Genomic DNA, 15220 nt, shown 5'->3' with positions numbered 1-15220 from the left:
CTGTTCGAGCCGCCCTATACGCTCTGGGAGCAGCACCCGCACGCCTGTCGGGCCGCCCGCAGCAGTCAGAACTGCCTTGCGGACGTGGGAGGTGCCGTATGCCCAGCCGGGCAGCCGCCCGGCAACGCCGTGTTCCTGGGAGCATTCATGTACGGCCCCGGTCTTGCGCCGCCGCAGTCCCGGCGCCCCTCGACCGCAACGCTCGTGGTGCTGCGCGTGATCTTCATACTGGTCTCGCTGTTCAGCTTCGGATTCCTGTCCTGGGCCGGGTTGCTGAGAGTGGCCACGTTGACCAGGAAGAAGTCCGACTGGGCGGTGTTCTGGACCGGCGTGGGGGCCACGGCCCTCGCGCTGCTGTGCTTCGTCGGCGCCCAGGTCGCCGGCACCGGTACCTTCGCCTTCGGGCTGATCATCCTGATGTTCACCGGCGTCGGTGCCACGGCCTACTTCCTGTACGCGGACATCCGCCACTTCGAGGTCCCCTGGCCGGGCGCGGCCCCCGGCGGCGGGCACCTCCCCGGGCCGCAGCCGCCGCACGCGGGCCCCGGCTATCCCGGACCCCACACGCCGCCCCCGCCGGCCACCGTGCCCCAGCACCACGCCGCCGCGGGGCCGCCACCGTCCCGGCCCGACCACCGCGGCCCGACGCAGCCGATGGGACCGGAGATGCCGGGGCGGGACCGGACCCCGCCGCCGGGGCGGGACCGTACTCCGCCGCCGGGACCCTCGGGTCCCCTGCCGTACGCCGTCCCGATGCCGGTGACCCCGCCGCCGGGCCGCCCCGCCCACGCCCGTATCGACCAGGTACGCGCCGAGCTCGACGAGCTCAGCGACTACCTGCGGCGCCAGGGTGACGAGGGCGGGCCGGGCCCGGAGGCGGACCGGTGAGCGTCCGCACCGTCGCCGGCCGCTACGAACTGTCCAAGCTCATCGGACAGGGCGGCATGGGCCAGGTCTGGACGGCCTACGACGGGCGCCTCGACCGCCGGGTCGCGGTCAAACTGCTCCGCCCCGACATCGCCACCGGCACCGACGCCGAGCAGACCGACGGGCTGCGCCGCCGCTTCCTGCGCGAGTGCCGGGTCACCGCCCAGGTCGACCACCCCGGCCTGGTGACCGTGCACGACGCGGGCAGCGAGGGCGAGGAGCTGTACCTGGTCATGCAGTACGTGGACGGCGCCGACCTCGCCGACCACCTCGCGCGCTTCGGCGGGGGCCAGCCCTACCCCTGGCAGTGGGCCGTCGCCGTCGCCGCGCAACTGTGCGCCGTGCTCAGCGCTGTGCACGCCGTCCCGGTCGTGCACCGCGACCTCAAGCCGCGGAACGTGATGGTGCGCCAGGACGGCACCGTCACCATCCTGGACCTCGGCGTCGCCTCCGTCATGGACACCGACACCACACGCCTCACCCACACCGGCTCCGCCATCGGCAGCCCCGCCTACATGGCCCCCGAGCAGGCGATGAGCGGCGTCGTCGGGCCGGGCACCGACCTGTACGCGCTGGGGGTGGTGCTGTACGAACTGCTCAGCGGCACGGTCCCGTTCGCGGGGAACACCGCCCTCGGGGTCCTCTACCGGCACCTGTACGAGCAGCCCCTGCCGGTGCGCCAGCTCCGCCCCGAGGTGCCGGCCGCCCTGGACTCCCTGGTGGGCCGGCTGCTCGCCAAGGACCCCCAGCACCGGCCCGCCTCCGCGCAGGAGGTCTACGAGGAACTGCTTCCGCTGCTGCCGGTGCGCGGCGCGCACGGGGCCCCGTCGGGCGGTGCCCTCGACCCCACCCGCCCCTTCCTGCGCCCGGGCGCCCCCTGGCCGGATCGTGCCGTCGTGCCCCCGCGTCCAGCGAGCCGTCCCGCGGGCCCGGCGGACGGGCGCACGGATGTCGCAGCGGTCATCGACGAGGTCAAACGGCTGCTCGGAGAGGGCCGCATCACCCAGGCCGTGGACACCCTCGGTGCGCTCCTGCCGGCCGCCGCGGCCCAGCACGGCGAGCACTCGGGGGTCGTGCGCACCCTCCGCAAGCAGTACGCGGCCACGCTGATGGACGACGGGCAGTACCGGCGCGCGCTGCCCGAACTGCGGGACCTCGCCGAGCAGCGCGCCGCCGAGCGCGGCGTGGGCGACGAGCAGTCGCTGCGGTTCCGCTACGACGCCGCCCAGTGCCTGGAGCAGCTCGGCGAGCCGGCGGCGGCCCTGGCCGAGTACCGCGCGCTGCTGCCGCACTTCGAGCACCGGCACGACCCGCGCGATTCGGCCGCCCCTTACGACCAGCGCGCCGCCTACCCGGCCAACCCATACGCGGAGAGCGCCCCCGCGGACGAGCCGTCCGTCGCGCTCGACATCCGGCGCCGCATCGGCCATCTGCTGCTCGCGCTCGGCGACCAGGCCGCGGCCCACGACACGCTGGGAAAGCTGCTGCACGACGCCCGGCTCCGGCACGGGCCCGGCCATCCGTTCGCCGCAGAGATCCAGAGCACGCTCCAGTGGCTGGGGCAGGTGCGCGCCTGAAGCGTTCCTTGAACGAACGGAGCGCGGTCGCGGACGACATCGCGCCCGCGCGGTCGCGGCCGACAAGGGACGACGAGGGACGATTGGGGCGGACGACAAAGGATGGTTGGGGAGGGAGTGCCCCGGCTGTTCCCGAATCGTTGGTCGATTCAGTCCGCCGAATCGGTGGCCCCCGCCACCAGGACTGCATAACATCGATCACCGCAAGCTTGTGCTCCGTTGCACAATCGCCTCGGGAGGTTCCTTTGCACCGCCGCCGACGCACTGCGCTTCTCGTCAGCTCCGCCGCACTGCTGGCCGCCGCGCCCCTCCTGACCGGCTGCGGGAACGACGCGCACCCGGGCGCGGCCGCCGTCGTCGACGGCCGGCGGATCACGGTCTCCGAGTTGGAGGGCCGGGTCAACGAGGTCCGGGGCGCCCTCCGGTCGGCCCTCAAGGACGACACGCAGTACGAGCAGGTCGTCGGCAAGACCGGCGGCCTCACCCGGAGCACTCTTCAGACGATGGTGCTGGACCGGGTGCTGCACCGCGCCGCCCAGGACGCCGGGGTCGCGGCGAGCCGCAAAGAGGTGCAGATGATGCGCACCGGCATGGAGAGCCAGGCGGGTGGCGCCAAGGCCCTGGAGACGGGCTGGCTGGAGCAGTACGCGGTCGCCCCCGCGCACCTGGACGAGAGCCTGCGCACCGAGCTGGAGGCCCAGAAGCTCGCAAAGAAGCTCGGCATCAACATGAACTCGCCCGACGGCCAGGCCGCGCTCTGGAAGCACCTCGGCACGACGTCGAAGTCGATGAACATCGACATCAACCCGCGGTACGGGGCGTGGGACGTGAAGAAGAGCAGCCGCGTGGACGCGAAGGTTCCGTGGCTGCGGGAGGTCAGCTCGCCGCCGCAGCAGCAGGTTTAGGGCCCCGCCCCGGGGCGCGGCTCACCGCGCCCCTCGTGGGGGCCTTTCGCGGATGGGGCCTTTACGTCTCATGGAGCGGCCCTACGCCTTATGGACGGGGTCCTACGTCTCGTGGACGGGCTCCCACGCGTTATGGCGGGGTCCTGCGTCTCATGAACGGGCCTCGCGTCCGCGGTGCCGGGCCGAGCAGGGGCGCCGTCGAGGTCGCGTTCTGGGTTACGTTCGAGGCGTGAAGACTTCTGCGACGCGTTCCTCCGGCACCTCCGGTGCGGTTCCGGAGTCCGGCGGAGCCGGGACCGGCCGTATCGTCCTGCTCACCACGAGCCACCGGGTGGCACCGGGGCTGCTGTCCTGGCCTGCCTGGCAGGCGCTGGGGAGCGCCGACCGGGTGCTGTGCGCCGACCCGGACCACCCGCAGATGCCGTACCTGCGGGAGGCGGGCGTCACCGTCGAGCACGCCTCTCCCACCGCGCAGGAGCTGGTGGACGCGTGCGCCGGCGGCGCCGACGTGGTGGTCGTCGCCACCGGCGAGGGCGACCCGCGGCTGACGGACGGCCTCGCGAACCTGGCCGGCTCCGGGCGCGTCCGCATGCCCGACCTGGAACTGCTGCCCGCCTCGTACGATCTGCCCGGCGCGCGGCTGCTCGACCTCGTCCAGGTCATGGACCGGATCCGCGGGGAGTGCCCCTGGTCCTCGCGGCAGACCCACCAGGGCCTGGCGAAGTACGCCATCGAGGAGGCGTACGAGCTGGTGGAGGCCATCGAGGACGGGGACCGCGACGAGCTGCGCGAGGAACTGGGCGACGTGCTCCTCCAGGTCGTCTTCCACGCGCGGATCGCCGAGGAGGGCACCGCTGGGGACGTCGGGGATGTCGAGGACGTCGACGGCGTCGAGGACGACGAGCAGGTGGAGGACGGCGAGAGCCCGGCCCACGGCCCGGACGCGCTCGGCGCCCCGGACGAGGCGGGGGCCGCGGAGGAGCAGGGCGGCACGGGAGGCGGCGCGTTCTCCATCGACGATGTCGCGGCCGGGATCGTCGCCAAGCTGATCCTGCGGCATCCGCACGTCTTCGGGGACGACACCGCCGAGACCCCCGAGGACGTCAGGGAGCACTGGCTGCGCACCAAGGCCGAGGAGAAGCGGAGGACGTCCGTCACTGAGGGCGTCCCGCTGGGCCAGCCGGGCCTCGCGCTCGCCGCGAAGCTCGCCTCCCGCGCACGCACGGCCGATCTGGGCGTACCGCTGCCGGCCGGCGAGGGCGTCGGGTACGAACTGCTCGCCCTGGCGGTGCGCGCCGAGCACGAGGGCGTCGATCCGGAGGCGGCGCTGCGGGCCGCGGCCCGCGCGTACCGGGACGCGATACGGACGGCGGAGGCGGAACGACGGGACGGCCCGCGCTCCCAGTGAGGCCGTACCCCGATTAGCGGGCGCCCTTTTACCGAGCGGTGCGGGCGCCCTCTTACTCACCGGGCGGTGCGCGCCCATACCGGCCCCTGCGAGGCCGTACCCCCTACCGAGGCGCGCCCGCTCCCCGGCTCTCCGCCGGTGCCGCCGGTGCCGTCGGCGTGAACGCCACCGGCAGCTCCCGCAGGCCCCGCATGATCAGGCCGCCGCGCCAGCGCAGGTCCGCCGGGTCGCGGGCGAGACGGAGGTCGGGGAGCCGGTCGAGCAGCGTCGCGAGCGCCGTGCGGCCCTCCAGGCGGGCGAGCGGGGCGCCCAGGCAGTAGTGGATGCCGTGGCCGTAGCCGAGGTGCTGGTTGTCGGCCCGGCTGAGGTCGAGCCTGTCGGGGTGGGCGAACCGCTCGGGGTCCCGGTCGGCCGCCGCGAGCACCACGAGCACCGGCTCACCCTCGGCGATCCGCTGCCCGCCGATCTGGAGGGGACGCGTCGCGAACCGCCACGTCGCCAGCTCCACCGGCCCGTCGAACCTCAGCAGCTCCTCTATCCCGGTCTCCAGCAGCGTCTGCTCGCCGCGGGCCAGCGACCGCGCCAGGGCGTCGCGCTGCCCGGGGTGGGTGAGGAGGGCGTAGGTGCCGTTGCCGATCAGGTTCACGGTGGTCTCGAAACCGGCGAAGAGCAGCACGAAGCACATCGCGGCGGCCTCGTTCTCGGTGAGGTGCTCGCCGTGGTCGGAGGCCCGGATCAGGCCGGAGATCAGGTCGTCGCCGAGGTCGGAGCGCTTGCGGTGGATCAGCTCCGTCAGGTAGCCGCGCATCTTCTTGACGGCCCTGCCGACGCCGCCGCGCGGGCCCGTGCCGTGCCGGATCATCATCCCGGCCCAGTCGCGGAAGTTGTCCTGGTCCTCGCCCGGTACGCCCAGCATGTCGCAGATGGCGTAGATGGGCAGCGGGAAGGCGAACTCGTGGATGAGGTCCGCTGAGCCCCGCCCCGCGAAGCCGTCGATGAGCCGGTCCGTCAGCTCCTGGACGCGGGGCGCGAAGGCGGCGACCCGGCGCGGCGTGAAGGCCTTCGAGACCAGCCGCCTGAGCCGGGTGTGGTCCGGCGGGTCGATGTTGAGCAGGTGCGTCATCAGCTCGGCCTTGCGCTCGCCCGGGATGCCGGTGCGGCCCTGGGCGTGCGCGGGCTCGGCGTGGTGCGCCGGGTTCTTGCTCAGCCGGGGGTCGGCCAGCGCCTCGCGGGCGTCCGCGTACCGGGTCACCAGCCACGCCTCGACCCCGCTGGGCAGCCGCGTCCACCGCACCGGAGCGTGCTCGCGCAGCCAGGCGTAGGCGGGATACGGGTCCGTGGCGAAGGCCCGGCTGAACAGCTCGGGCGGCGCGTCGGGAAGGGGCCGGTCGGTCACGCCCCCGACCGTATCCGGTGCGTGCGGCCGGCCCGACCCCCGGCGGGGTGCGGCTCCCGGCGGGCCACGAAGGGAGGCCGCCACAGGCGATGCCTGGCGGGGTGTCAGGACTGTGACGTTGATGTGATCTCCGCTGCATCGACTTGTGATGGACGTGTGAGGTCGCTACGGTCACCTTCGACCGGCGGCGCGATCACATGCGTCACGCCGGTCACATCGATCAGGTCCGGCGCGCCAGTCACACCAGACACATCAGGCGTGCCAGGCCCGGGGGGCGTGCCAGGTAGGAGAGGCGTGCCAGGCACGACAGGCATGCCAGACACAGCAGACATGCCAGGCACGCCAGGCACGCCAGGCACGTCGTTTTGCACGTGAATCGTCCGCGTACACGTGAACCATCCGCGAACACGTAAACCATCCGCGAACACGTGAACCGTCCGCGGCGCAGGGCCGTCTTCATAGTCGTCAGATCCGCCACGCGAAAGGCCTTCGCATGCTCTCCGGGAACGGCCGGCATCGGCGCCCCCGTCAAGCACCCGCTCTCGTCCTCGCGGCCGGAGTGACCGGCTCCGCCATCGCCATCCCGCTGCTCGGCGCGACCGGCGCGCACGCGGACGGCACCGCCTGGAAGGCGGACAACGCAACCTGGAACCGCCTCGCGAACTGCGAGAGCGGCGGCTCCTGGAGCGCCGACCCCGGGAACAGCTACTACGGCGGCCTCCAGCTCTCCGCGAACATGTGGGTGCTGTACGGCGGCCTGGACTACGCGCCTCGGCCGGACCAGGCCAGCAGGTCCGAGCAGATCGCGGTCGCGCAGAAGGTGCTCGCGGGCCGGGGGCCCGGTGCGTGGCCGGGGTGTGCCGACATCGTGGGACTCGGCAAGAGCCACGGTTCACCGTCCGGTTCGCCGGGTTCATCCGGTAACGACCAGGGTGGCAGGGCTTCGTCCCGCGAGACGGGTACGGGCGCCACGGGCGACCCGTCCCGCGAGTCCGGATCCGGATCCGAGTCCGGGGTTGGCGGCCTGGGGGACTCGGACGCGGGGATACCCGCGAGCACGCCGTCCGATGCGCCGGGTTCATCCTCTTCGTCCCATGGGGGATCGTCCTCGGCCCCGGCCGACGGTGAAGCCGACCATGGTGGCGTCTCGTCGGCGACGCCCTCTGGAGTACCGTCCAAAGGCGACAACTCGGACGGCTCCGGTCGCCATCGCGGTGGCCGTGCGCACGAGGCGCACAAGGGCTCCGGAGGCGACGGTTCGGACGGCTCCCGGGGTACCGGCCGGCACGCCTCGCGCGGCGCCGGCGGCGAGGGTGGCGGCGACAGGGGAGGGGTGTACACGGTGCGTCCCGGCGACAACCTCTCGGCCATCGCCGACTCCCATGACCTCAAGGGCGGCTGGCCGAAACTATATGCAGCCAACAAGAAGACCGTCGGGGCCGATCCGGACCTGATCCTCCCTGGCCAGAACCTTGATCTTTTCTAAACTCATCCGGAAAGGTCTCGATCTTTACCCCTGAATCGGGCGAAAAACGGCTGAAGTTCGGGGGGTTCTGTCCGATTTGCTCGAATGAGAGATGGGTCTCACCAACCCCAGTTCGCTTTGAAATCCGGCGCATCAGCTGTTTACCGTCATGTCCGCTCGCCACAGCGGGCACCGACGGACGCCACGCCGAATCCTGCCGGCGTTCGTACGGGAACAGTCGTCGCGTCGAAGCGCCGTAGGCAGGAGCGGGGGAACCAAGGTAAGCGCCGGCCCCACCGGACCGCTGCCTCGCCGATACGAGCACGAGGCGAGCAGCGGCACGGTGAACGGACCGGCTAGGGGTGAAGCCGTGCGGAAATCGCACGGCCGGGCAAAACCTCCCATGCTCGCAAGGAGCAAGGGATACCCCATCGGCCCGAACCCGACAGCTCACCTCGCAGGCGTCGGTGAGGGGATCTCTTCATGCTGCTTTCCGGCAAGGGCCGGCACCGCCGCCCGTCCGCGCTCAACCGCACCACCCGTGCCGTCGCCATCGCCGGTGTCGCCGGTGCCGCCGTCGCCGCCCCGCTGGTCAGCGCGGGCAGCGCCTCCGCCGCCACCGCCTCTGAGTGGGACAAGGTCGCCCAGTGCGAGTCCAGCGGCAACTGGTCCATCAACAGCGGCAACGGCTTCTCCGGTGGGCTCCAGTTCACCCAGTCCACCTGGGCCGCGTACGGCGGCACCGCCTACGCGCCGGCTGCCTACCAGGCCAGCAAGGCCCAGCAGATAGCCGTCGCCGAGAAGGTGCTCGCCGGGCAGGGCAAGGACGCCTGGCCCGTGTGCGGCACCGGCCTGTCCAACACGCCGTACAACGGAGGCTCCGCCTCCACCGGTTCCGGCTCGGGCTCCGCCGCCACTCCGCAGACGCAGAACACCGCCTCCGCGAAGCCGACCCACGAGGGCTCCCAGCACGCCTCGCGCTCCCAGCAGCGCCAGACCGTGACGACGCCCACCGGCAAGAAGGTGAAGAAGGGCGACGGCGAGTACAAGGTCAAGAAGGGCGACACGCTCAGCGACATCGCCCAGGACCACCACGTCAAGGGCGGCTGGCACAAGCTGTACAAGCTGAACAAGGACATCGTCAGCAACCCGTCGCTGATCTACCCGGGCCAGCAGCTCCACCTGCACTGAGCCCTCGGGCCGGGCTCCCCGGCCCCGGGCTCGCTGGCCCTGGCCCCGCCCCCGGCTCGTCCGCACGGGCATCCGGGCCTCTGACCGCCCCGCCTCGGCGCGTTTTCCCCCGGACGCGCCGGGGCGGGGCTGCCGCATGTGGGGGTGCGTCGTGTGGGCTGGGGTGCGCGGTCGGCTGCGGGTGCGTTCTGGTTTTTCGCGCCGTTCCCCGCGCCCCTTGCGTGCGGGGAACGGCGCCCCGGCCTACTCAGGGGCGCGGCCCCGCTTCCTCGCGCCCCTGCCAGCGCCAAGCCGGGGCGCAGCCCCACCCCGCCGGAGGCGGAACGGCGTACCGGCAGGTAATCGTGCCAGACGGGGCGTTATCCGGCCGTGACCCGGCCATGGGACGGGCCCGCTCCCCGGGCCCGTTAGGCTCATGCCGCAAGCCCCACGAAACGCCGCACAAGCCAAGCGTCACATCCCAGAAGGAGATGCTCGTGCCGTCCATCGACGTCGTCGTAGCCCGGGAAATCCTGGACTCCCGAGGCAACCCCACGGTCGAGGTCGAGGTCGGCCTCGACGACGGCAGCACCGGTCGTGCCGCCGTGCCGTCCGGCGCCTCCACGGGCGCCTTCGAGGCCCTGGAGCTCCGTGACAAGGACGCCAACCGCTACGGCGGCAAGGGCGTCGAGAAGGCGGTGCTCGCCGTGATCGAGCAGATCGGCCCGGAGCTCGTCGGCTACGACGCCACCGAGCAGCGGCTGATCGACCAGGCGATGTTCGACCTGGACGCCACCCCGGACAAGTCGAGCCTCGGCGCCAACGCCATCCTCGGCGTCTCGCTCGCCGTCGCGCACGCCGCCTCCGAGGCCTCCGACCTCCCGCTCTTCCGCTACCTCGGCGGCCCGAACGCGCACCTGCTGCCGGTGCCGATGATGAACATCCTGAACGGCGGCTCGCACGCCGACTCCAACGTCGACATCCAGGAGTTCATGATCGCCCCCATCGGGGCGGAGTCCTTCTCCGAGGCGCTGCGCTGGGGCGCCGAGGTGTACCACAAGCTGAAGTCGGTCCTGAAGGAGCGCGGCCTGTCCACCGGCCTCGGCGACGAGGGCGGCTTCGCGCCGAACCTCGGCTCCAACCGCGAGGCGCTCGACCTCATCCTGGAGGCCGTCAAGGAGGCCGGCTACGTTCCCGGCCAGCAGATCGCCCTCGCCCTCGACGTCGCCGCGTCCGAGTTCTACAAGGACGGCGCCTACCTCTTCGAGGGCAAGGAGCGCACCGCCGCCGAGATGACGGAGTACTACGAGGAGCTGGTGGCGGCCTACCCGCTGGTCTCCATCGAGGACCCGCTGTTCGAGGACGACTGGGACGGCTGGAAGATCATCACCGACAAGCTCGGTGACAAGGTCCAGCTCGTCGGCGACGACCTGTTCGTCACCAACCCGGAGCGCCTCGCCCGCGGCATCGACGAGGGCGCCGCCAACGCCCTGCTGGTCAAGGTGAACCAGATCGGTTCGCTGACCGAGACCCTGGACGCCGTCGAGCTGGCCCAGCGCAACGGCTTCAAGTGCATGATGTCGCACCGCTCCGGCGAGACCGAGGACGTCACCATCGCCGACCTGGCCGTCGCCACCAACTGCGGCCAGATCAAGACCGGCGCCCCGGCCCGCTCCGAGCGCGTCGCCAAGTACAACCAGCTGCTGCGCATCGAGGAGATCCTCGACGACGCGGCGGTGTACGCGGGCCGCAGCGCGTTCCCGCGGTTTCGCGCGGAGAGCGAGTAGCGAGTAGGCACGGGGCGCAGCGCGCCGGCAGGGAAGCCCTCCGGCGGCTGCGCCGGCAGGGGCCGGCGCACGCCCGCGCGTTCCGCGGGGCGCCGGCTGACACCCGTGGGTCCCGCCGTCCCCGCACCCGGTCCCGTACCGTGTGCGGGGACACCGGCACATACAGGGGAGGCGGGAACAGATGCCCGGAAGGGACCGGGACACGGGCCGCGACCGGTTCTCCACCGCGACCAGGCTGCGGCTGCTCGGCGAGCAGACCGCTGCCCGCGTCTACCGCTCCCAGAGCAGGCGCCAGGCCCGCCGCTCCCGGCTCACCGGCCGCGCGGCGCTGCTCGCGCTGGTGCTCTGCTCGCTGGTCGTGGCGCTGGCCTACCCGATAAGGCAGTACATCTCGCAGCGCGGCGAGATCAGCGACATGCGCCGGCAGATGGAGCAGGACCGCGCCCGCGTGGAGCGGCTGCGCGACCAGAAGGCGCGCTGGCAGGACGACGCCTACGCGGAGCAGCAGATCCGCAAGCGGCTGCACTACGTCAGGCCCGGCGAGACCGGGTACGTCGTCGTCCAGCCCAGGTCCACCGAGCGGTCCGGCACCGACGAGAGCAGCCGCGCGCCCGCCATGCGGCCCTGGTACGCGCACGTGTGGGAGAGCGTCGACCGTGCGGACCGCGGCGGGCAGTCCGGCAAGACCGGCGGTGCGGCCGGGGCCTCCGGCGCCTCCAGCCCGACCCCGGCCCCCTGAGCTCCGCCCCGCCCCGCCTCGCCACTCCTCACCGTTCCCCGCCGACCTCCGTACCTGTCCCCGCCGTTCCTCCGATGAGAGACACCACCACCCCCGCCGTTCCACCGATGAGAGACACCGCCCCCGCCATGCAGACGCCCCCGCCGACCACCGAGCGCACCGAGCCGACCGAAGCGGACATCGCCGCCTGTGCGCGGCAGCTCGGCCGCACCCCGCGAGGTCTGCGGGCCGTCGCGCACCGCTGCCCCTGCGGGCTGCCCGACGTCGTGGAGACGGCGCCCCGGCTGCCCGACGGCTCGCCCTTCCCGACCGTGTACTACCTCACCTGCCCGCGTGCGGCTTCCGCGATCGGCACGCTGGAGGCCGAGGGCGTCATGAAGGAGATGACGGACCGGCTGGGCACGGACCCGGAGCTGGCCGCCGCGTACCGGCGGGCGCACGAGGACTACCTGCGGCGCCGGGACGAGATCGAGGAGCTGACCGGTTTCCCCAGCGCCGGAGGCATGCCGGACCGGGTGAAGTGCCTGCACGTGCTGGTCGCGCACTCCCTGGCCGCCGGTCCCGGCGTCAACCCGCTCGGAGACGAGGCACTGGAGATGCTGCCCGAGTGGTGGCGGAAGGGCCCGTGCGTCCGGCTCGACGACGACTGAACGCCCGCCCGTCCCCTTACCCGCCCGTCCCCTTACCCGCCCGTCCCCTTACCCGCCCGTCCCCGTTCCCCGACCGCTCCGGGCCCCCGGCCCCGCCCCGAACAGGAGCCCCCATGCCCCGTGTCGCCGCGATCGACTGCGGAACCAACAGCCTCCGGCTGCTCATCGCCGACGTCAGCCCCGAGAGCGGGGAACTGGCCGACGTCGAGCGGACGATGGAGATCGTCCGGCTCGGGCAGGGCGTCGACAGGACCGGGCGGTTCGCCGAGGAGGCCCTGGAGCGGACGTTCCGGGTCTGCCGGCGGTACGCGGACCTGATCGAGCGGCACGGTGCCGAGCGGGTGCGGTTCGTGGCCACCTCCGCCTCCCGGGACGTGGCCAACAGGGACGCGTTCGCCCAGGGCGTCCTGGACACCCTGGGCGTGCGGCCCCAGGTCGTCACCGGTGACACGGAGGCCGCCTACTCGTTCACCGGCGCCACCCGGGAGCTCCTCGGGCGGCCCGAAGTGCCGGGTCCCTACCTGGTGGTGGACATCGGCGGCGGCTCCACGGAGTTCGTGCTCGGCGGGGACCGGGTGGAGGCGGCGCGCAGCGTCGACATCGGCTGCGTGCGGATGACGGAACGTCACCTCGTGCGGGACGGCGCCGTGACCGACCCGCCCGAGCCGGGCCAGGTCGAGGCGATACGCGCGGACGTCGAGGCGGCGCTCGACCTCGCTGCCGACACCGTGCCGCTCACCGGGGCCCACACGCTCGTGGGCCTTGCCGGCTCGGTCACCACGGTCGCCGCCATCGCGCTCGGCCTGACGGAGTACGACCCCGCGGTCATCCACCACGCGCGCGTGCCCCGCGACAAGGTCGCCGAGATCACCCGCTCCCTGCTCACCGCCACTCACGCCGAACGCGCGGCGATCCCCGTGATGCACCCCGGCCGCGTCGACGTGATCGGCGCCGGCGCCCTCGTCCTGCTGGCCGTCATGGAGCGCACCGGCGCGCAGGAGGTCGTGGTGAGCGAGCACGACATCCTGGACGGGATCGCGTTCGAGGTGGCGCAGGAGCACCGTTGAGGCTCGGGGCGGTGGCGCCGTGGGGCTCCCAGGGACTCCATGAGAGGGCTCCACGGGGACTCCACGTGAGCCTCACGGGGGTTCCGCGCGAGCTTCACGGGGCCTCCAGGGGGTGCCCGGAAGGCCTCGCGGGCACCGCCCGCCGGGAAAGTTCGTGAACTTCTTCACAAGGAATTGCCCCCGGTAGAGGCGGTATTCGGAGTGCCGGGAGCGTCCTGGCGCGTCGCCCGGGTCGCCGGAGCGGCTACGGGGCCGTGGCGGGAGTGTGTCACTCCGATGAAAAGGGGGGCGGCGCAGGCCGTGTCCGGACCCGGAGCGGCAGCTCACAGGGGGTGGGGGCAGTGCGACGGCGGGGCTCTGGCGGTGGATGGTCACCAGCACCGGCATGGTCCAGAGGGCGCGCCCCGCGAAGTGGGTGTGCAGGGTAGCACAGCACCCGGGGAAGCTTGTGAAGGGGCGCACGAGACCCCCCTCCAATCGGGTGGATACTCGATGGCATGAGCACCACGGAGCGTCCCAGGATCCTCGTAGTGGGCGGTGGGTACGTAGGCCTGTACGCGGCTCGTCGCATTCTGAAGAAGATGCGCTACGGCGAGGCGACCGTCACGGTCGTCGACCCCCGCTCGTACATGACGTACCAGCCCTTCCTTCCCGAAACCGCGGCTGGCAGCATCTCGCCCCGGCACGTCGTCGTGCCGCTGCGGCGTGTGTTGCCCAAGGCCGAGGTTCTCACCGGCCGTGTCACCACCATCGACCAGGACCGCAGGGTCGCCACCGTCGCTCCGCTCGTCGGCGAGGCGTACGAGCTGCCCTTCGACTACCTGGTGATCGCGCTCGGCGCGGTCTCCCGGACCTTCCCGATCCCCGGCCTCGCGGAGCAGGGCATCGGCATGAAGGGCATCGAGGAGGCCATCGGCCTGCGCAACCACGTCCTTGAGCAGCTTGACAAGGCCGACTCCACCACGGACGAGGACGTCCGTCGCAAGGCACTGACCTTCGTCTTCGTCGGCGGCGGCTTCGCCGGTGCGGAGACCGTCGGCGAGGTGGAGGACATGGCGCGCGACGCTGCGCGCTACTACACCAACGTCACCCGCGAGGACATGCGCTTCGTCCTCGTCGACGTCGCCGACAAGATCCTCCCGGAGGTCGGGCCGAAGCTCGGCGCCTACGGCAAGGACCACCTGGAGAGCCGGGGCGTCGAGGTCTACCTGAAGACCGGCATGGACTCCTGCGTCGACGGCCACGTGGTGCTGAACAACGGCCTCGAGGTCGACTCCAACACCGTCGTGTGGACCGCCGGCGTCAAGCCCAACCCGGTGCTGGCCCGCTACGGCCTGCCGCTCGGCCCGCGCGGCCACGTGGACACCGCCGCCACCCTCCAGGTGCAGGGCACCGACTACATCTGGGCCGGCGGCGACAACGCCCAGGTCCCGGACCTCGCCGCCCGCAAGGCCGGCGTGGAGAACGCCTGGTGCCCGCCGAACGCCCAGCACGCACTGCGCCAGGCCCGGCTCCTCGGCGACAACGTGGTCTCCGCCATGCGCGGCTTCCCGCAGCGCGACTACAGCCACGCCAACAAGGGCGCCGTGGCCGGTCTCGGCCTGCACAAGGGCGTCGCGATGATCGTCGCCGGCAAGGTGAAGATCAAGGTGCGCGGGCGTCTGGCCTGGTACATGCACCGCGGGTACCACGGCATGGCCATGCCGACCTGGAACCGGAAGATCCGCGTCTTCGCCGACTGGACCCTCGGGATGTTCCTCAAGCGCGAGGTCGTCTCGCTCGGTGCGATCGAGTCTCCGCGCGAGGAGTTCTACGAGGCGGCGAAGCCGGCGCCGGCTCCCGCCGTCCCCAAGGAGGCGTCGGTCACCGCGTCCCCCGCGGGCGCCACGTCCGTCACGGGCGGCGAGAAGGCCAAGGCTTCCTGATCACCGGGGCCCTTCCCGGCCCCTGCAGCATCCCCGAAGGGGCGTCCGCCATCCGTGGTGCGGGCGCCCCTTCGGCGTGGGGCGGCTCCCACCGGGGGTACCCCGTCCACCTGTAGGGGTGGGCCGTACGTGGGGAGCACCCCGGTTCCGTCAAGGGGCGGGGGGAACTGCGCGACCGGCCACGACGAGACCGTCGGATCGTCA

Annotated in this window: 12 protein-coding genes and 1 riboswitch; of the genes, 11 read left to right on the top strand and 1 reads right to left on the bottom strand. The window is 72.5% G+C overall.

Going from position 1 to position 15220, the window contains the following annotated elements:
- Window positions 1–147 precede the first annotated feature (147 nt).
- The 4 genes from Sm713_RS25235 (at window position 148) to Sm713_RS25220 (ending at window position 4817) form a co-directional block, all read left to right on the top strand.
- The gene (locus Sm713_RS25235) at window positions 148–888 is read left to right on the top strand and encodes a hypothetical protein (protein ID WP_212912382.1); all 741 of its coding nucleotides are present in this window, start codon (window positions 148–150) and stop codon (window positions 886–888) included.
- A 56-nt stretch (window positions 889–944) separates the two neighbouring features.
- Complete coding sequence (locus Sm713_RS25230; RefSeq protein WP_249416987.1) at window positions 945–2504, top strand: serine/threonine-protein kinase; 1560 nt, start codon at window positions 945–947, stop codon at window positions 2502–2504.
- Between the two features lie 245 nt (window positions 2505–2749).
- On the top strand, window positions 2750–3409 hold the full coding sequence (locus Sm713_RS25225; RefSeq protein ID WP_212912380.1) for a SurA N-terminal domain-containing protein: 660 nt from the start codon (window positions 2750–2752) through the stop codon (window positions 3407–3409).
- Between the two features lie 229 nt (window positions 3410–3638).
- Entirely contained in the window at window positions 3639–4817 is a 1179-nt protein-coding gene (locus Sm713_RS25220) for a MazG family protein (RefSeq protein ID WP_374196067.1), read from the top strand.
- A 103-nt stretch (window positions 4818–4920) separates the two neighbouring features.
- On the opposite strand, the gene Sm713_RS25215 is transcribed toward Sm713_RS25220, so the two are convergent.
- Window positions 4921–6213 carry a cytochrome P450 gene (locus tag Sm713_RS25215; protein WP_249416679.1) on the bottom strand — a complete coding sequence of 431 codons (1293 nt, stop codon included), beginning with the start codon at window positions 6211–6213 and terminating at the stop codon, window positions 4921–4923.
- A 559-nt stretch (window positions 6214–6772) separates the two neighbouring features.
- On the opposite strand from Sm713_RS25215, the gene Sm713_RS25210 reads away from it, so the two are divergent.
- The 7 genes from Sm713_RS25210 to Sm713_RS25180 all read left to right on the top strand — a co-directional run bounded on the left by Sm713_RS25210 (window position 6773) and on the right by Sm713_RS25180 (window position 15016).
- Window positions 6773–7699 carry a transglycosylase family protein gene (locus tag Sm713_RS25210; RefSeq protein ID WP_308293192.1) on the top strand — a complete coding sequence of 309 codons (927 nt, stop codon included), beginning with the start codon at window positions 6773–6775 and terminating at the stop codon, window positions 7697–7699.
- A 213-nt stretch (window positions 7700–7912) separates the two neighbouring features.
- Window positions 7913–8157: riboswitch (cyclic di-AMP (ydaO/yuaA leader) on the top strand.
- A gap of 4 nt (window positions 8158–8161) precedes the next feature.
- Window positions 8162–8869, top strand: coding sequence for a transglycosylase family protein (locus Sm713_RS25205; RefSeq protein ID WP_212912377.1), 708 nt, complete (start codon window positions 8162–8164; stop codon window positions 8867–8869).
- A 476-nt stretch (window positions 8870–9345) separates the two neighbouring features.
- Window positions 9346–10635, top strand: coding sequence for a phosphopyruvate hydratase (gene eno, locus Sm713_RS25200; RefSeq protein WP_212912376.1), 1290 nt, complete (start codon window positions 9346–9348; stop codon window positions 10633–10635).
- A gap of 181 nt (window positions 10636–10816) precedes the next feature.
- On the top strand, window positions 10817–11374 hold the full coding sequence (locus tag Sm713_RS25195; RefSeq protein ID WP_212912375.1) for a septum formation initiator family protein: 558 nt from the start codon (window positions 10817–10819) through the stop codon (window positions 11372–11374).
- A gap of 128 nt (window positions 11375–11502) precedes the next feature.
- Entirely contained in the window at window positions 11503–12024 is a 522-nt protein-coding gene (locus tag Sm713_RS25190) for a DUF501 domain-containing protein (protein WP_212914816.1), read from the top strand.
- A 113-nt stretch (window positions 12025–12137) separates the two neighbouring features.
- On the top strand, window positions 12138–13091 hold the full coding sequence (locus Sm713_RS25185; RefSeq protein WP_212912374.1) for a Ppx/GppA phosphatase family protein: 954 nt from the start codon (window positions 12138–12140) through the stop codon (window positions 13089–13091).
- A 497-nt stretch (window positions 13092–13588) separates the two neighbouring features.
- The gene (locus tag Sm713_RS25180; RefSeq protein WP_249416678.1) at window positions 13589–15016 is read left to right on the top strand and encodes an NAD(P)/FAD-dependent oxidoreductase; all 1428 of its coding nucleotides are present in this window, start codon (window positions 13589–13591) and stop codon (window positions 15014–15016) included.
- Window positions 15017–15220 lie beyond the last annotated feature (204 nt).

It is taken from the genome of Streptomyces sp. TS71-3 (assembly GCF_018327685.1).
Lineage (GTDB): Bacteria > Actinomycetota > Actinomycetes > Streptomycetales > Streptomycetaceae > Streptomyces.
This window is presented reverse-complemented; position numbering and strand designations above follow the sequence as displayed.